We start from the raw sequence: 18256 nt of genomic DNA, 5'->3' as shown, positions 1-18256 counted from the left end.
GGTGAGTTTCGACAAAAGGGGCGCGTAGCTTTTGCTACGCTCTTCCTGTTTCAGGGACATTTTTCTATTGGGAGGAAATACAGCATAAATGGGGAATAGATAATGTGACGGGCTTCACTAATCAGTGGGAGTGGAAATATAGTGCGAAGGCCTATTTATCGCAAACGCAAAAGCGTAGGACTTGCATGGTTTTTTTCTTTGATCTGGCCAGGGTTAGGTCAGATCTATCTGGGTCATCTCTGGAGGGGGCTGTTCTTCCTGATAATCCAGGGGGCTATTGTCGGTTTCTCAGGAATCCCGCAGGGAGTAGCCTATTTGATCATGCACAAGCAGGATTTAGTTACCCCGGACTATCGACTCATAACGGCTGCAGGGATCTTCTTGATCTACAATCTTTACGATGCAGTGAGGCTAGCGAGACGTATCAACCGGCCCCGGTATATTGAGCGGAGGATGTAGCGAGTGGGTCCCCGGGTTCCCGGGTTTCACGATCGGGCTTGCAACAGACCCTGGTCTCTGCTATAATCATTTTTGCATGGGGTTTATCCGGGCTCAAAGATGCCGGCTGTGTCTGGCATTGGGGGTCTATTCAAAATCAATGGGTAGTGCGTCTACCTATGCTTGTTTGTCGGGGCGTAGCTCAGGTTGGCTAGAGCGCTTGCTTGGGGTGCAAGAGGTCGCTGGTTCAAGTCCAGTCGCTCCGACCATTTCTTTTTTCCGTCCACAAGTGGGTGCCGTCGCGAAAGGGTGCCAACGCCGATGAAGGGACCTTCATTTTATCATGACTGAGGACAATAAAGGGCCGGCGGACCAGCCGGGAGGTTGGAGAAGCAATCTTGAATGAAATGGTGTTCTCCTTAAGAAGACGGGCGAACCGTCATCCCCTCTGTTTCGACTGTCATCCGTCGGCATTCATAGTATGCCCTTTTTAGCGCCGACCAAACACCTTATGGCTGGTTCAGATTCGAATTTCTTATTGGTTTTTAAGGAAGTTTTTTTCCGGAGGGACATTCCGTCATGGCTGCTCTTTCAAGGGCTCGCATCAGGGTACGAGGATATGTACAAGGAGTAGGGTTTAGAGCTTTCGCGCAGCGGAAGGCGCTCTCCCGCGGCCTTCGAGGATATGTCAAGAACCTCCCTGATGGCTCAGTAGAGGCTGTCGCTGAGGGTCCAAAGGATCTGATACAAGATTTCATCATCGATCTCAGGTCGGGGCCATCGCTATCAGAGGTTGAGGAGGTCAATGTCACCTGGGAACAATACGTAGGAGAATTCGTCAGCTTTCGAATCCATTAAGAGTGAGGGATGCGTAAAGGCCGGACATCCGAAACGATCCCCGAATATAATGATGGTAGCGCCGGGAGATCCCGGAAAGAATGCATAGCTTACATCATTGGACAAGGGGGAAATCTCATGGTTTCGGATTCTTTTGAGCCCAAGGGTGACATGAGGGGGCCCGGGCCCGGAGCAAGTGGGCATCCGCCTGGTCCGGAGAACAAATCTGCGGATCAACCGGAGCCTCTATATTATTTTGGAGAACTCGCTAGGGCATATGTGCCTCCCCAGGTTTATACGGAACGGTTCAACCCCGCTGAAGGATTGAGAAGGGGTACAATCTTTCCAGAACTTGTAAGCCCATACTGAGAAATATATGTGCCAGCATAAAATCAAAGCCGGGCAGGAGGGCCGTAGATGGAGGGTTCCGCGCCTGCCCGGCGCTTTAGCTGGGCTTTGTACACGATAGCGCCGGTTGCCAGGCTCAAGATGCCCGTTGTGATAAAAATCATTTCGAGCCCCAGGACATCCCCTATTACCCCAGAGATTGCCGGTCCCATGAACATGCCCAGCGAATATATGGCTTGGAAAAAGCCCATAGCCGTAGCTCTCTTTTGGACAGGTATGGATTCAACGGCCAGCCCCATTAGCACCGTAAACACCATACCACGCGCCCATCCCCCTACAGCCTGCGAAAGGCTGAGCGACCAAATGTCCCTCATGAGTGGCACCATGAGCGCGGAAATACCTGTTAATGTAAACCCGATGGATATGATCGTGCGCTTCCTGAAGTACCTGATAAGGTAGACTCCTGTCGCGAGATTGGCGATAGTCGTTGGGAGGATAGTGGCAAAGCCCAGAATCCCGAGATCAGTCTTAGACGCTCCCATTCTTGCTGCATAGACGGGAGTAAAACCATATACCGTCACGAAGGTCGCATATTGGATAATGGCCCCAAGGCTCGATACAATGAGGAGCATGGGAGTTCTGCCCATGGTGAGAAGCTCATGCATCTGGATACTGCCAGACCTCAGTTTAAAGGCCCTTTCCTTTATGGAGAGCATTAGACAGAGCCCAACAAGAGCAGTGATGGCAGAGAGGTGAAAGGGGGCCCTCCATCCATAGATTTCGGCTGCCAGCCCTCCAAAGAACGTCGCTGCCATCTGGCCGAGGGATGAACAAAAGTTCATGATCCCCATGGCAAAGATGGCCTTTTCAGGAGTGAAGTGGCCAGAAAACATTACGGTAAACGCAACCCATGTGGTTGCAGCAGCTCCGGCAATAGTCCGAAATATCAGCAAGACCCATGGATCATTTGCGAGCCCAAGGCCAAGGGCGCTCAAAAATGAAAAGATAAAGCCTGCTAATATGAAAGGTCTTCGCGAACCGAGTCTATCAGACCATATACCTGTCGGTATCCGCAACATAAGCTGTGTGAACCCATAGGAGCCGACGATGAGCCCAACCATGCCCAATGTAGCCCCTAGATGTTCGGAATAGGGGGAGAGGATTGGGACATAAAAATATAAAGACATCCAGAAGACCGTAGTAGCAGCACCAAAGGTAACAAGCGTGCGGGGTGATGGAGTATAGTCCGGCTGCGCCTGGGGTTGCAGCTGCGGTGACATGTCATTGGGCGAAATAACCTTCATCGGATGCAACCTCATTTCATCTCAGATCTTGGAGATATATGTGATATGTGCGGCCCTGACCGGATTTATGCGCAACGCTGGTCCTACGCGAAGCAGGACCAGCGTTGACGGGACTGATTGATCGAAACAGAATATCTGCTGGCTAATGGATTAGGCAAGACTTACAGCCTTTCCGGATTCTGAGGATTTGTATATCGCCTCTAGTATACGGGTTACCTGGGCGGCCTGTTCAGGCTGGACTATGGGTTCTTTATCATTCAGCAGGCAATCTACCCAGTGAGCGATCTCCCTGTCATAATTGCTGTCCTTGCTGGATGTCGATGTTGGGACGAGGTCCCACAGTCTGTTATGGCTCTGGCCGCTTATCTTGAGCTCACCGTTTACCAGGCTGGCCCCAGCCTGTGTGCCGCATAGGATTGAGCCAAACAAGTCTTTTTCTATATTGAGCGCCCAGGATGATTTCAAAATTACGGTAGCGCCGCTTTCCAACTTGATGAGGGCAAAGGCAGAATCTTCAACCTCAAAGGCCTTGGGATCCCAAGGTCCCCATGCATTGTAGCCGCCAAGTGGGCCGAGCTCCTGATATGTAGACCCAAGTACGGCCACTGGTTTGGAATAATCATTCATGAGCCAGAGGGTGAGATCAAGGCTGTGGGTTCCAATATCAATTAGAGGACCTCCTCCTTGCTTCTCCTTAGAAAGGAAAACTCCCCAGGTCGGCACCCCTCTTCTCCTCACCGATAGGGCTTCGGCATAGTAGATTCGACCGAGTTCGCCTGCCTCACTCATGCTTTTCAGGAATTTCGCGTCATCTCCAAACCTCGACTGGTATCCAACAGAGAGCTTCAGGCCATTCTTCCTTGCAGTCCTGACCATCTCATCAGCCTCTGCAGAGGTTACAGCCATGGGCTTTTCGCAGAACACATGCTTCCCGGCCTTTAGTGCAGCTATTGTCGTGACGGCATGGGTGTTGTTGGGGGTGCAGACGCTGACAGCGTCAAGATCCTTCATCTCGAGCATCTCTCTATAATCAGTGAATACTTTTGCGCCGGACGCTCCAAATGTCTCTGCAGCCTGCTGCGCCCTCTCCGGGATGGCATCGCAGAAAGCGACCATTTCGACTGTATCTAATTTCGAATACCCCCCCATATGAGCGCGAGCAATTCCACCGGTTCCTATGATCCCTACTCTGAGTTTTTTCATAAATCTTTTCAGCCCTCCGCATTATAGGGTAAGGGCCTTTCCTCCTCTCCACCGAAGTAGATGGGATTACAACCACATTGTAATTCGACCTAACTTGAAAAGATCCTTCAAGAATTCGGAATATCTTTTACAGGATTCCAGCACGAAAAGCACAAAGATATGCATGGTTCGAGCCTGAACAACTCGGCCCGGGACCATTTCGATCGAGGCATCTAGAATGAGCGATTGGACGTGGCAGTGTCCATGTATCGCGCTGGTGAATATACTGAAGACAGCCGTTATCTATTTGCCTTGCAGCTTGAGGCTCATGGTTTCGGCCTATCGTCTCTTTTGAGGAGGGTTGAATTATGGACCCAAGACGGCAAGCGCTCCTGAGGATCATGGAGCTTGAATTTACAGCCATTGAACTCAACCTTTATCTTGATACACATCCCGAGGATCAGCGAGCTCTTAGTGACTATAATGCGACGGTCCAGGAACTTATGGGAGCTAAGATGGCCTATGAAGCTCGATACGGTCCACTTCTAAATTACGGGTTCTCTCCCAGCCCACAGACATGGCGATGGATCGAAGAGCCTTGGCCATGGGAGATGACCTTTTCTCCGAGGGAGGTTTGATTGAGATGTGGGTTTATCAAAAGAGTCTAGAATACCCTGTCAGGGTGTCGGGTCCAAACCCGCGCCTTGCAAAGGATATAATCACCCAGTACGGCGGACCTGATGGCGAACTTGCAGCCTCGTTGCGTTACCTTACTCAACGATATACTATGCCGATATCGCAGGCGAAGGGCATCTTAACTGACATCGGGACTGAGGAACTGGCTCATATGGAAATAGTTGCTGCTTTGGTGTATAATCTGTTAAAGGATGCCTCCGTCGACCAGATCATCAGGGCCGGATTAGATCCATATTATGCAGATCATGATAAGGCGCTCTATTTTGTGAACGCTTCTGGAGCTCCGTGGATCGCAAGCTATATTCAGTCTAAGGGTGACCCCATAGCCGATATTCATGAAGATATGGCGGCAGAGCAGAAGGCCAGGGCGACATATGAATTCCTGATCCAACTGTCAGATGACCCTGAGGTAAGTGATGTTCTGAGGTTCCTGCGGGAAAGGGAGGTAGTGCACTTCCAGAGGTTTGGGGAAACCTTGAATCTATTGCATGAGTATATGGATCATAGGCATGTATTCTGATCGTTTGCCGCGCCCCGGATGGACCTCGCATGGGGCGCGGATTCATGCCAATTAGATCGTCGCGGGACGCGAACTCCCGTCAAGCGGGGCGCGGAGGTCATCAATTGGTAAGCGCACCCAGAGGAGCGGGAATCCTGCCGCCGCGGCGGCTGAATACCGTTGAAGAAAAACGGCTTACCTCGATGATGGGCGCACGTCCCAGGAGACCGCCAAATTCCGCCCATTCGCCTGCGGCTTTGCCCGGCACAGGAATGACCCTAACGGCTGTAGTTTTATTGTTTATCATTCCAATGGCCGCCTCATCAGCGATCAGGGCTGATATGGTCTCAGGAGGGGTATCACCTGGAATGGCGATCATATCGAGCCCGACGGAACAAACACTGGTCATAGCCTCTAATTTTGCGAGGCTCAATGCCCCTGCTGCCGCGGCTGCCATCATACCGCTATCTTCACTTAATGGGATGAAAGCTCCGCTCAATCCGCCAACATAGGATGATGCCATGGCACCACCTTTTTTCACCGCGTCATTCATGAGGGCTAGCGCGGCAGTTGAGCCTGGGGCGCCGCATTTTTCTATCCCCATTGTCTCGATGATCTCTGCAACGCTATCCCCTACGGCTGGAGTTGGTGCCAGGGATAGGTCCACTATTCCGAATGGCACACCGAGCCGCTGGGCTGCTATACGGCCTACGAGTTCTCCCATTCTGGTCACCTTGAACGCTGTACGTTTGATTATTTCCGCTAGAGATCCGAGATCGGCATCCTGATGATTTTTGATCGCGGTCAGGATCACGCCTGGACCGCTTACCCCCACATTTATTACACACTCCGGTTCTCCTGCTCCATGGAATGCTCCGGCCATGAAGGGATTGTCCTCCGGCGCATTGCAAAAGACCACTAGCTTGGCGCATGCGATGCCATCCCGATGAGAAGTGCGTTCTGCCGCCTCTTTTATGATGTTTCCCATCTCTCTCACAGCGTCCATGTTTATCCCGGCGCGGGTGGATCCGACATTGACGGAAGAGCAAACCCGCTCAGTTTCAGAAAGCGCTGACGGAATAGACCGAATGAGAGCCAGTTCCCCATGAGTGGCCCCTTTCTGGACCAGTGCCGAGAATCCCCCCAGGAAATCCACGCCGAGCTCCTTTGCCACCTGGTCAAGAGCATGAGCGATATCTATAAGGCCATCTACCCCTAGATGCCCGGCAATATCCGCTATTGGTGTCACAGAGATCCTTGTGTTTACTATGGGCACCCCATATTCCCGGTCTATCTCACGGCTTACTTTGACAAGATCCCGCGCGTAGCGGCGTATCTTATCACATATCTTGCCTTTCAGCTTTTTCAGGTCGTTGTCTATGCAATCATGCAGGTCGATCCCCATGGTTATTGTCCTTATATCCAGATTCTCCATCTGGACCATGCGTATGGTCTCTAGGATCTCTCCCGTGGAAAGGTTTGTAAACCCCATGTTTTGCCCCCCCTTTGTGGTTCCGCTCAAATACGGTGCATGAAATTGAAGACATCCTCCTGCTGCATCGTGATCTTGAGTCCCAACTCTTGACCTGCGGCGATGAGCTCATCTTGAACCCTGGAGAACCTCCCCCGGTCTCCCCCAAAATCCACCAGCATGATCATGGTGAAGAATTCCTGCATGATGGTCTGGGAGATATCCAAAATATTAACCTCATTCTCGGCAAGAATGGCTGCGACACGGGCTATGATTCCAATCCTGTCCTTGCCGACGATACTGACTACTGCTCTATTGCCCATATGATGTGATGCTCCCTCCGAGGTAGATAAATTGTGGACATGGCCTCCAAATCCAATTATAATCAAATAGTCCGATGATGTAATATCTGACGGCGCTATTCGGAAGATTTTTATGTGCTGTACTGGGGTAGATCTGGAAGCGATGCAGGCAAAGGTTCTAGAGATGTGTCCTTTCATGAACCTCGGAGGGACGGAGAGCCATCTCTTAAATCTGGTGACGGAACTCAAAGATGAATTCGAATTTGTTATTGCAGCCCCACATGGCCCTGCGCGCAGTAGATTTGAGGCCTGTGGATTTCACATTATTGACTATCCTGCGGCATTGTCGATCGCGCCCTCCAGCATCGCGGCTGTGGCCAGGCAGGTCAAGGGGCTGCTCGATATCACGGATCCAGATCTTGTGCATGTTCATGCGGCCCGGGAGATGGTGCTATTCATAAGACTAGCCGGTAGATCCACCCCGCTGATCTTTACCCCACACGTCTATACCTCTGTCCTTGATTTTATAAGCACCTCGCTATTTGCTAGGCTCGCAGACAAGGTAATCTGTGTCTCTGATTTTGAGAAGACGAGACTGGATAGATTTCTAGGGGGAAGGGCAGGGAGCCTGACGGTCAGGATATATAATGGAATTCCGGCGGCAGATGCGACCCCCACCCCGGATAGAGCTAATTTACATTTTGGAAGTCAGGGAGACCGCGGGGTTGAACCTGCTTCAGATCACATGACCCTTGGATGTGTAGCAAGACTTCACAGGGGAAAGGGCCTAAACATCCTGCTGAAAGGATTTTCCGAGCTTTCCTCGGTCTACCCGGGGCTCGAGCTAGTTATCGTGGGAGAAGGTGAGGAGCGAGCCGGGCTTGAGAAACTCGCATCTAGACTTGGAATACGTGAAAAGGTAAGGTTCACCGGGGGTCTCCTTCATCCCATGGAGGAGGTCAGGAACTGGGATATCTTCGTATTGCCTTCCTTCAATGAGACCCTGTCCATGGCCATAATAGAGGCCATGTGGCAAGGTAAGCCAGTGATATCCACGAAGGTCGGAGGTATCCCGGAAGTAGTACAGCACGGCCGGACAGGCCTTTTATGCAGGCCCAGGAGTGTCTCAGATCTTAAGAATGCTCTGGTGGAATTGATCGAATCACGGAAGAAAAGGGTCATATACGGGCAGAGAGCTCAAAAACGAGCCCATGAGCTATTCTCTGCCCGAAAAATGGCCATCGCGACCGCGGAGATATATAAGAAGCTATTGGAGCTTGATCTCCCTTCCCGATCTGGCTGATTCGTAGAGAGCATCTTGAAGCTTTGCTATGTAAAGAGCCTCTTTTCCCGAGCTTATGGGGATTGGTTTATCATTCATTACGGAATCGACGAAGCATTCCTGAGCTGTAGGATACTGCGCCGGGATATCAGGTTCGATTGCTATAGGTTCCTTGCCGCAATACCACACTGGCTTATATATTTTCAGAGGAGAGAGGCTGAGCCCACCTTCGGAGCCGAAGAAGAATGTCTCATTCTGCTGAGGTCCGTTTATGGCAAAGGCCGTCTCGAGCCATACAGTCACGCCTGTTACGGTCCGGATGAACCCCAGGGCGAGTTCCTCTACGGATACGCCCTTGGCAGCGGCTTTTTCCTTATCGATCTCTTGATAAGTTGAGCATGAGACAGCCCCAATAGCAGGGAAACCTATTAGCCCCAGTGTCACATCTAGGTCGTAGCCGCCTATATCCATGAGCGCCCCGCCGCCTGCCTTATCCTTGTCCATGAACCACCTGCCGAAATTCTGCATGGTCGCATCGAAACCTGGCCTGCCCCTAAAGCGGTAGCGTATGGTCTTGCAGTAATAAATGTTGCCCAATTCTCCGGAATCAATAATTTCCTTTGCTCGACGGACTTCAGGACTGAATCGTCTGCGCCAGTATACCATCAGCTTTTTTCCAGTCTTCTCCGCGGTGTCCACCATCTCCTGCGCTTCCTGGGCATTTAAAGCCATCGGTTTCTCGCATAGGACATGCTTTCCTGCCTCCAGGGCATCAATGGTGGCTGGCGCATGCATGAAGACTGGCAGACACACGCTCACCGCGTCGATATCAGTGGCCTCCAGTAGTTCTCGATAATCGCCATAGACCCTGGGTATGTTGTAGCGTCTAGCAAAATCCTGTGCCCTTTCAGTCAAGACATCCGAGACGGCTACTACCTTTACCGCAGGAATGATCTCATATCCCTTCATGTGCGCGTTAGCTATCATCCCTGCACCCAGGACGCCCACTCGCAACTCTTGGCTCATTTCATCAACACCCCCGCGTTATTTAGAGTCAACATAAGACCAGCAAAACGCAGACCTCATGAACATGACCAGACATTGATCGCCATGCCATTACGGGATCGCCTTGCTTCATCTTCTACATTCAGCGGGGTCTTTCTAAATCCTCCTAAGATCGCGACTATTTTTCACACCCACGATACGGACGATGGGGGTTGCCAGCATCCTCATAATGATAAATATCGCTGGCAGTAGATTCGGCAGTGGCATCACGCGTTGTTCCCGTCACCGCCGCGTATCCCATTGTTGCGGTCCTGCTCGGGTGGATGGTGCTCAAAGAAGGTCTTACTCCGCTAAAAGTATTGGGCAGCATCTTGATCATCGCAGGGATTCTGCTGATCAAGCGATAATGTCTGCGAGGCAGGCGCTGATCACATTGATCGCATAGTTGCGAGGCGGCGATCAAATATAGTCACACGCCTTTCTCTATAGAGAGTGATAAATTCTGTCAACATAGGATAGACCCTATATCGCTGTGTACGGCGGCATTATCATTTTATTGTGCCATTGGAACAGGATCATGATAAAATGGTGATGGGTTGGGTGTTTGAAGCCAATATAGTATATCACGCCGGGCAGGCTCTAAACCTGACCGGATGACCTTTCTGGCAACGGGCGGGCGTCCATGCTACCTATAGACTTCTACTTCTATGCCGCGTACCTGGGACAGGCATAAAGTTTGCACGAATCAAAACCTGGAATCCTATAACTTTGGTCAGGGGAGGTTCAAAATCATATGTCAACTTTGATAGAAACGGATGCTGTGGTGCTCTTCCAGGGAGATAGCATTACTGATGCCGGTCGCAGCCGGCTCAATGATGATGACCTGGGTTTGGGTTACCCGATGCTGACGGCGGCATGGTTCTCAGCGAAGTATCCTGATAAGAGGGTCCGCTTCATCAATCGCGGCGTAAGTGGAGATAGGGTCAGGGATCTACAAGCAAGATGGAAGAGAGATTGTATTAGCCTGAAGCCCACATGGGTGTCCATCCTCATTGGCATTAATGATTGCTGGCGCCGATATGACAATGATGACCCGACATCAGTGGAGGATTTTGAGGCTAGCTATCGGGATATCCTCACGCAAGTGAAGGAGAGACTGGATGCAAAGGTGATCTTGATGGAGCCTTTTGTTTTGCCTGTATTTGCAGAACAGGCGAGGTGGAGAGAAGACCTGGACCCTAAGATTCATGTCGTAAGGAAATTGGCTAGAGAATTCGAAACTCTCCTCCTCCCGCTTGACGGGCTTTTCGCGCAGGCTTGCACGCGGCGGGACCCCAGTTTCTGGTCGCCGGATGGAGTTCATCCTTCACCGGCCGGTCACGCGCTCATAGCTAGAGCTTGGCTTGATTTGCTGGAGCGCTAAACCCCTTACCTAAGTGCCGAGGGATTCTTGGAAGAGGGGATTATTTTGCGCGAATCTCCTGGGACCACCAATATAATCCGCATCCGTCCGGCCACCTCATCGGATGCTCCCACTGGGGCGCATCTTTCACATTTGGCTATGGGGAAGCTGGCGGATTTCCTTTCGGCTGCGAGGGTTTCTATAGGATGGTAAACTGCCTCCGAATCGAGCCGGAGGCATAACGTAGGCATTTTCGGTCATTCCATCGGAAGGGGGGTAATCTGCCATCCGCAAGTCATGTATTCCTCGGATGGCAGGCATGTATGTCTTCGGTAAAAGCGATCTGCCTCGGCGAACTCTTGATCGACTTCGTTGCCATGGAAAAAGACGTCTCTCTTGAAGAGACATTGAGTTTTGCCAAGGCGCCGGGTGGCGCTCCCGCTAATGTTGCTGTGGGGCTTCAGAAACTGGGCACTCCTGCGGGTTTCATTGGAAGGGTAGGTGATGATCCCTTTGGGAGGTTTCTCGCTGGCGTTTTGAGAAATCATGGAGTTGATATCTCTCGTATCAGCTACGACCCGTATGCGAGGACCACGCTCTCCTTCGTGGCAAGACGAAGCGATGGTAATCGCGACTGCATGTTTTACCGCAACCCAGGCGCTGACATGTTACTATCCGAAAAAGACATAGACGAAGCATATTTTCGCAGAGCGCGCATATTTCATTTCGGCTCCATAAGCCTGATAGCTGAAGAAAGCAAGAAAGCTACGCTTAGAGCCATCGAGCTTGCCCATTCCAATAGCCTCATTGTTTCATATGACCCTAATCTACGGCCTATGCTCTGGGATTCTATGGAGCGTGCGCGCAAGGAGATCCTAGAGGGCTTCAAATTTGCCGATATCGCAAAGGTGAGCGAAGAAGAATGGGAATTCATAACAGGAACTCGAGATCTCAGGGATGGCGCAAGGTTGCTCCTCGATCTTGGACCCAGGGTGATAGTAGTCTCGCGCGGCGAAAAGGGCTGTTATTTCAATGACGGACGGAGGGAGGGACAGCTTCCCGCGTTTAAGGTAGAGGTTCGGGATACCACGGGGGCCGGAGATGGTTTCGTGGCCGCCATCTTGAGCGAGGTTGCGCGTTTCGTAGAAGCTGGGGAGACTCTTGATGAGATCATTTCTGGCAGACTTGAGGAAATCCTCACCCTTGCCAATGCTGTCGGCGCCCTTACGGTTTCAAAAATAGGGGCAATACCGGGGCTCCCTACCCGTGAAGAAGCCATCGCCTTCATGAAGGCACAGTCCCATATGAAAGCTCAGTCGCATGGGAAGCAGAGTTCGCCGGAATACCTGGAGATCCCGCCAGAGGCTCTTGCTAGCATGATAGACCATACCCTCCTTAATCCCCAGGCAACACTTAAGGATTTTGAAAAGTTATGTGAAGAGGCCAGACATTATCATTTCGCCACGGTGGCAGTGAATTCATCGGTGGTAGAGTTCTGCGCCAGAAAACTGGCCGGAACTGGGGTTGGGGTTACTGCCGCCATCGGGTTCCCGCTCGGACAGGCCTCCACAGAGGCAAAGATCTTCGAGGCCAAAGAAGCCATAGCAAAGGGAGCGTCGGAAATAGACTTTGTCATAAATATCGGAAGGCTCAAATCCGGGGATTTTGACTATGTGGAAAATGAAATCAAACGAATTGTGGAGGCGTGCGATGGCCACATAACTAAGGTCATCCTTGAGACATGCTATCTCACTGATGAGGAAAAGGCGGCTGTAGTTGAAATGGCCCTCAGGGGAGGGGCGAGTTTTGTGAAGACGTCAACAGGTTTTGGCCCTGGCGGCGCCACTATTGAGGATATAGAATTGATGAAGCGTGTCGGCGGAGACAGGATAGGAATAAAGGCGTCCGGGGGTATAAGAACCTTTGAGGAGGCCAGGAGATTCATCAAGGCTGGGGCCACTCGTATCGGAACCAGCCGGGGGGTGGCGCTGGTCGAAGGAGCACGAAGTTGAAATGTCAGGAAATCTTACACAAGATTTGACAACCGGCGACTCCGCGCTTACCATTATGTGTTAGAGTTGAATGAAAATCATGAGTTTAACATGGGTAATGATCGGGGGAGATTACATGGCCTGCCTCCGTCTGGCCGCAGCTCAGATAAACCCAGTGGTAGGAGACATTTCTTTCAATAAGTCAAGGATTCTAGAAGTCATGGGAGAAGCACGAAAGTGGAAGGCAGATGTGATAATCTTCCCTGAGCTGGCTGTGACTGGCTATCCGCCGGAGGATCTGCTCCTCAAGCCTAAGTTCATCGAGGGGAACCAACGGTGTGTCTATGAGATCGCGGCTTCGACTACAGAACACGATGCTATTGTGATCATGGGTTTTGTAGACAAGCAGGATGACATCTTCAATTCGGCTTGCATAATTCATAGGGGTAGGGTATGTGGCGTCTACCATAAATCATATCTTCCCAACTATGGGGTGTTCGATGAAGAACGCTATTTCTGCGCTGGGACCAAACCCATGGTGGTCAAGACTGAAAAGGCTTCGCTTGGAATTTCCATATGCGAAGATATATGGTATCCAGGGGGACCCATAGCAGATGAGACTGTATTAGGTGGGGCTGAGATCATAATAAATATCTCTGCCTCACCCTACCATATCGGGAAAAGCGCGCAAAGGGAGAGAATGCTGAGAACCCGCGCCCAAGATCATGCGGCCATAGTGGCCTTTGTCAACATGGTAGGTGGACAGGATGAACTCGTCTTTGACGGTAACAGCCTGATAATTGATGAGCGCGGGGAAATCATTGCCAGAGGTAAACCATTTGAGGAAGATCTGATAATGGCGGATGTCTTCACGCAGAAGGTGTTTTCCAGGAGACTCCATGATCCCAGGCGTCGCAAGGCCAGGAAGAATGGCAATGGACTTCGAGATGATGGCGGTTTGGATATAGTGATCCTTGAGAGTCAGACAGCCGATGATGGGGTGAAGCCCGATCTTCCAAATGGCCCTGGTCTCGCCCGCTCAGATTTACCTGACCATCATCGTATTCCGAACCGCTCCGGCATTTCAGACCAACACCGTGCCCCGGACCGCGAAGCCATTTCATGCTTCGCAGAAAGCTCAGCTGTAAACCTTACGTCTGATGTGGTTCATGAGGCTTATCTTGCCCTCTCGCTGGGGCTAAGGGATTACGTGAGGAAAAACGGTTTCGAAAAAGTGGTGGTCGGACTTAGCGGCGGGATAGACTCAGCTCTTACAGCTACAATTGCGGCAGATGCCCTTGGCAATGAGAATGTGGTGGGCGTCTCCATGCCATCGCGATTCACGGAGGATAGAAGTATAAAGGATGCCAGCGAATTAGCAGCAAATCTCGGGATAGAATTCAAGGTAATTCCGATTGAGCCTATTTTCAACTCATATCTGGAGTCCCTTAAGAAAATCTTTAGAGATCTTCCCTTCGGTGTGACAGAGGAAAACCTACAGGCCAGGATTCGCGGCAACTTGCTCATGGCTCTTTCCAACAAATTCGGATGGCTCGTCGTCACTACAGGGAATAAGAGCGAGATGAGTGTCGGCTATGCAACCCTCTATGGAGATATGGCAGGAGGTTTCGCGCTTCTGAAAGATGTGCCAAAGACGCTGGTCTATAGCCTCGCAAATTATAGAAATTCGATGAAACCGGATCCAGTAATCCCAGGGAATATAATATCTCGACCGCCGACAGCGGAGTTGCGGCCAAATCAGAAAGATACTGATTCACTCCCGCCTTATGGACTGCTTGATCCAATAATTCAGGCTTATGTCGAGGAGGACATCGATGTCCCATCTCTGATAGATATGGGATATCCGCAAGACGCGGTGCGCAAGGTCGTAAATCTGGTTGCCAGAAGTGAATACAAACGTCGCCAGGCGCCTCCCGGGGTGAAAATCACCCCGCGGGCATTTGGGCGTGACAGGAGATTCCCAATAACGAATCATTTCCTCGAATAGCCTGGAATAGTGGGGAGCCGGGCCTTCCGCCCCAGGTCTGATCTGGCCAGGCAATAGGTAGGGCAAGACCTGAGGGAGGATTGGGGGAATCGGGCGAGGACGACTCGGTGCCTATCCTATCTCAAAAACAGATGGTTTCCGATCTGAGTGATGGGAGGCCTTGTCCAGATCCACCAATTTACAGGCTTTGAAGGGTTGAAGTAATAGAGAGCCCCACCAGTAGGATCCCAGCCGCTCAAGGCATCCTGGCTTGCCATGTAGGAATCACGGGTTGGCGCTACTCTCCATATGAGCCCATTGGATACTGACTCGAAGGCATCAGGTTCAAAGATCACCCCTGGTATGGTCTTAGGAAATAGAGGGCTATCCAGTCTATTCATTATCACTGCGCCAATGGCGACCTTGCCTAGATAAGGCTCAGTCGCAGCTTCCCCCTGTATTACCCTCGCCATCAGATTTATGTTATAGTCATATTCAGGGGCTGCCATGAGGCCCTGGCTAGCATGTGCGCCATTACGACCTTGAAGGGCGGCCCAGATACTCCTGGCATTCGGATAGAGAATGCAGAACGTGAGTAGTATCGCAGCTATATATAGCATAAGGTATCGTCGTCTCATGGGTTTTGAATATCCCTCCTGAGATAATCCTCACTCGCCGTCCGCGGGTATATTCCAGCGGTGGGAATAGAGGTCGTCTGGTCTATTTTGTCGCCTAGTCTATTTTCTTTCCTTTGCGGGCGGCATATTCATGATCACACGGTCTGAAACGTTTCTTTCAAGATCATATAGCATATACCCCAGGCTCGCTACCGGGCTCTTAAGACCATCCCCCGGGCTGAATGCGATATGCAATGGATGGGGAAGGCGCCCTCTCGAGAGAACGCCCTCCCCGTCTCATCATCCTACGGGATTATAACGAGCTTCATATCGGCCTTGCCATTCGCCACGATGTCAAGTGCTTTTGGAAACTCGGACAGCGGGAATGTGCCTCCGATGAGGGGGTCAACTTTGATGTATCCACTTTCCATCATCCGTAATGCGGCAAGATATGTCTTTCTTATGGCGAAGGAGCCAATTATCTCAATGTCCCGTTTATAGATCTCAAACGGACTTATGCTTATCTTCGCATCCGGAGGACATACCCCGAAGATCAGCAGCTTGCCGCTATTCTTGACATACTGGACGGCGTTTTCAACTACCTTGGGCGCACCAGTAGCGTCGATAACGAGATCATAGCCCCGGGGTTCTATATCATGCAATGCTCCCTTCAGGTTGGGGTCATCGCCAAGGATAGTCCTTCTTGCGCCTAAGGATTTCGCAATTTCTAACCTGCCAGGTTTCAAGTCTACAATATCTACTACAGAGGCCCCCGCCCTGAGGGCAACCTGCAGGTGCAGCAATCCTATGGGCCCGGCGCCAAATATTAGCACAGAATCTCCTATGGACATTCGGGCGCGCTCATGTCCGTAGATCACGCAGGCAAGAGGCTCAACAAAGGCGGCGTGCCTCAAATCCTTGAGAGTGGTCTTGAACACATTGGCCTCAGGGACAACGACGAATTCAGCGAAAGCGCCTGCCACCGTATTACCCAGCCCATTCCAATTTTCGCAATGGTTTTGCTTGTTCTGGACGCAGAAATAGCAGCTCTCACAGAAAAGCGACGGATCCACAGCTACGGCGTCGCCCGGTTTTACCGTTGTTACTTCAGATCCGATCTGTTCTACGACACCCGCTAGTTCATGCCCTGGGATGATGGGATATGGCGAAATGAATTCCCCCTTGAAGATATGCACGTCTGTGCCACATACCCCGCACGCTTTGACCCTCACAAGCACCTCATTCGACTTAGGCGCTGGGGTTGGGACTTCCTTCATCTCGAGATCGTTCGGCTTGTTTATGACCGCTGCTAGCATGTCTCTCCCTCCCATAGATCTTCGAGCACAATCTATCGCACGGGAGAATAATCAAAGGCCCCGCTGCGACACACCTTATGCCCGATATTTCCACTATATTATACTTCATCTTGTCCTTCCTGGATGCGGATGCGCGATTTTCGAAATCTGCGCGCCATCTCTTTGAAATACATTATGGGCCCTCGCGAATGAACCTCCGCCTGCGTCATTTACGCCTTTGAGATTCATTTTCTATGTGGTATATTTATAACAGCGAACAGCGTTCCTATGATGGTGATTTCTCTGATCGTCATTCGGGACCGGGAGCCATTCCCTTAAACCCACACATTGCATATATCCGGGGGGAGTGGGGTAATTGAGTTTTGGGCCAACAGATTTAGAGCCATCACAAAGGCAGTACCTTCCCAGGAATGGGAGCCGTCGCGGAAGACTGGCGTTGGTGCTAGTGATGGTAGTTTCTTTGATTGTTGTTGCGGGCGGCATCTCTTTTAAAAGGGTATCACAGACGGCAATAAAGAAGGCAGTGGATCTCAAGGAGACATTCAGTCTTGAAGAAGCATTCGATACGAAACGTAGACCTGTTAATATCCTCTTACTGGGAATCGATCGAACCTATGACCGTGATGGACATCCTGTGCCCGGAGCTCAGAGGGCGGATACTATTATGCTCTTGAGCATGAATTCCGCCTCGAAAAGGGCATCCCTTATCTCAATCCCTAGGGATACCAAAGTCGATATCCCCGGTTATGGCACGAATAAAATCAACGCCGCTCATGCGATAGGGGGCCCCGAGTTGATCATGAAAACTGTCGAGGGACTAATTGGGCTTCCTGTAGACGGGTATGTGGAGACGGATTTCCAGGGTTTTGTCAAATTGATTGATCTTGTTGGTGGAGTCACCATCAATGTGGACCGGGATATGAAATATCGCGATAGAGCCGGAGGCCTGAATATAAACATCAAGGCCGGCGTTCGCCACCTCAATGGTGTTCAGGCTTTGCAATTTGTTAGATTCCGACATGATGCCATGGGGGATATTTCTCGTGTCAAGAGGCAGCAAGAGCTGCTCAAAGCCGTGGTCACATCGATAGCTGTACCCAAGAATTTGATAAAGGCCAGGTCTTTGCTCAAAACCGCGATGGAGTGCATCAGGACTGATATGTCCCTGAGGCAGGTAAGTGTTGTTGGGTGGTTCCTTACCCATATGGAAAATGGTAGTGTAGAGACGGTCACGCTGCCTGGGAATTTCTCACCACTATATTGGCAGCCCGACCAGGCGGGTATTAGTGAACTCGTCCGCTCTCTGTCATATGCACATCCCTCAGATAGTGGAATGCCGGCTGCTGATATGTCGCGCTCCGTTCCTGACAGCCCTCCAGCCGGTGATTCAGGTAATTAGAGGAAACCGGGGCCCGGTGCCGGGTTCCTTCTTTATCCTATAAACCATTAGATAGTGCTTTTGCTTGACAATGCCGTGCGATGGGAATATTCTAGAGCCGTGAGGTGAACCGTCAATGTCAGAAGACGGAAACGGAAGTAGTAAGCGTAACATCATGAAACAATTCATTCCAAGACAGGG

At 51.0% G+C, this 18256-nt stretch carries 18 protein-coding genes and 1 tRNA gene; 12 read left to right on the top strand and 7 right to left on the bottom strand.

Annotation, left to right across the window (positions count from 1 at the left end):
- The first annotated feature begins 141 nt into the window (after positions 1-141).
- The 4 genes from HPY52_04320 to HPY52_04305 all read left to right on the top strand — a co-directional run bounded on the left by HPY52_04320 (position 142) and on the right by HPY52_04305 (position 1644).
- Entirely contained in the window at positions 142-459 is a 318-nt protein-coding gene (locus tag HPY52_04320) for a hypothetical protein (protein ID NPV79489.1), read from the top strand.
- Positions 460-629: 170 nt separating this feature from the next.
- Positions 630-707: transfer RNA gene (locus HPY52_04315), tRNA-Pro, on the top strand.
- A gap of 310 nt (positions 708-1017) precedes the next feature.
- Complete coding sequence (locus tag HPY52_04310) at positions 1018-1296, top strand: acylphosphatase (protein NPV79488.1); 279 nt, start codon at positions 1018-1020, stop codon at positions 1294-1296.
- 150 nt (positions 1297-1446) lie between these two features.
- Positions 1447-1644, top strand: a complete 198-nt coding sequence (locus HPY52_04305; protein ID NPV79487.1) for a spore coat associated protein CotJA — start codon at positions 1447-1449, stop codon at positions 1642-1644.
- A gap of 23 nt (positions 1645-1667) precedes the next feature.
- Here the strand turns inward: HPY52_04305 and HPY52_04300 are convergent, their stop codons facing one another.
- A complete protein-coding gene (locus HPY52_04300) occupies positions 1668-2927 on the bottom strand; it encodes an MFS transporter (protein ID NPV79486.1) in 1260 nt (419 codons plus the stop codon).
- A gap of 150 nt (positions 2928-3077) precedes the next feature.
- Positions 3078-4130: a Gfo/Idh/MocA family oxidoreductase gene (locus HPY52_04295; protein NPV79485.1), complete on the bottom strand. Its 1053-nt coding sequence runs from the start codon at positions 4128-4130 to the stop codon at positions 3078-3080.
- Positions 4131-4477: 347 nt separating this feature from the next.
- On the opposite strand from HPY52_04295, the gene HPY52_04290 reads away from it, so the two are divergent.
- Entirely contained in the window at positions 4478-4747 is a 270-nt protein-coding gene (locus tag HPY52_04290) for a spore coat protein CotJB (GenBank protein ID NPV79484.1), read from the top strand.
- A gap of 5 nt (positions 4748-4752) precedes the next feature.
- Complete coding sequence (locus HPY52_04285) at positions 4753-5325, top strand: manganese catalase family protein (GenBank protein NPV79483.1); 573 nt, start codon at positions 4753-4755, stop codon at positions 5323-5325.
- Between the two features lie 100 nt (positions 5326-5425).
- On the opposite strand, the gene HPY52_04280 is transcribed toward HPY52_04285, so the two are convergent.
- The gene (locus HPY52_04280; GenBank protein NPV79482.1) at positions 5426-6796 is read right to left on the bottom strand and encodes a PFL family protein; all 1371 of its coding nucleotides are present in this window, start codon (positions 6794-6796) and stop codon (positions 5426-5428) included.
- Positions 6797-6822: 26 nt separating this feature from the next.
- On the bottom strand, positions 6823-7098 hold the full coding sequence (locus HPY52_04275; GenBank protein NPV79481.1) for an ACT domain-containing protein: 276 nt from the start codon (positions 7096-7098) through the stop codon (positions 6823-6825).
- Between the two features lie 175 nt (positions 7099-7273).
- Between HPY52_04275 and HPY52_04270 the strand changes: the two genes are divergently transcribed.
- Entirely contained in the window at positions 7274-8380 is a 1107-nt protein-coding gene (locus HPY52_04270) for a glycosyltransferase family 4 protein (GenBank protein ID NPV79480.1), read from the top strand.
- On the opposite strand, the gene HPY52_04265 is transcribed toward HPY52_04270, so the two are convergent.
- Positions 8345-9385 carry a Gfo/Idh/MocA family oxidoreductase gene (locus HPY52_04265; GenBank protein ID NPV79479.1) on the bottom strand — a complete coding sequence of 347 codons (1041 nt, stop codon included), beginning with the start codon at positions 9383-9385 and terminating at the stop codon, positions 8345-8347. The genes HPY52_04270 and HPY52_04265 overlap by 36 nt on opposite strands.
- A 239-nt stretch (positions 9386-9624) precedes the next feature.
- Between HPY52_04265 and HPY52_04260 the strand changes: the two genes are divergently transcribed.
- The 4 genes from HPY52_04260 (at position 9625) to HPY52_04245 (ending at position 14765) form a co-directional block, all read left to right on the top strand.
- Positions 9625-9771 carry an EamA family transporter gene (locus HPY52_04260; GenBank protein ID NPV79478.1) on the top strand — a complete coding sequence of 49 codons (147 nt, stop codon included), beginning with the start codon at positions 9625-9627 and terminating at the stop codon, positions 9769-9771.
- Between the two features lie 386 nt (positions 9772-10157).
- A complete protein-coding gene (locus HPY52_04255; protein ID NPV79477.1) occupies positions 10158-10787 on the top strand; it encodes an SGNH/GDSL hydrolase family protein in 630 nt (209 codons plus the stop codon).
- A 302-nt stretch (positions 10788-11089) separates the two neighbouring features.
- Positions 11090-12778, top strand: coding sequence for a deoxyribose-phosphate aldolase (gene deoC / locus HPY52_04250; GenBank protein NPV79476.1), 1689 nt, complete (start codon positions 11090-11092; stop codon positions 12776-12778).
- Positions 12779-12893: 115 nt separating this feature from the next.
- A complete protein-coding gene (locus tag HPY52_04245) occupies positions 12894-14765 on the top strand; it encodes an NAD+ synthase (GenBank protein ID NPV79475.1) in 1872 nt (623 codons plus the stop codon).
- A 116-nt stretch (positions 14766-14881) separates the two neighbouring features.
- On the opposite strand, the gene HPY52_04240 is transcribed toward HPY52_04245, so the two are convergent.
- Together HPY52_04240 and HPY52_04235 are read right to left on the bottom strand one after the other, a co-directional pair.
- Positions 14882-15364, bottom strand: a complete 483-nt coding sequence (locus HPY52_04240) for a spore cortex-lytic protein (GenBank protein NPV79474.1) — start codon at positions 15362-15364, stop codon at positions 14882-14884.
- 302 nt (positions 15365-15666) lie between these two features.
- Positions 15667-16677, bottom strand: a complete 1011-nt coding sequence (locus HPY52_04235) for a zinc-dependent alcohol dehydrogenase family protein (GenBank protein ID NPV79473.1) — start codon at positions 16675-16677, stop codon at positions 15667-15669.
- Between the two features lie 355 nt (positions 16678-17032).
- Between HPY52_04235 and HPY52_04230 the strand changes: the two genes are divergently transcribed.
- Positions 17033-18076, top strand: a complete 1044-nt coding sequence (locus tag HPY52_04230) for an LCP family protein (GenBank protein NPV79472.1) — start codon at positions 17033-17035, stop codon at positions 18074-18076.
- Positions 18077-18256 lie beyond the last annotated feature (180 nt).

The organism is Bacillota bacterium (assembly GCA_013178415.1).
Taxonomy (GTDB): Bacteria; Bacillota; SHA-98; order Ch115; family Ch115; genus Ch115.
Note: the sequence above shows the minus strand (reverse complement) of the source record. Positions and strands in the feature narration are given on the sequence as shown.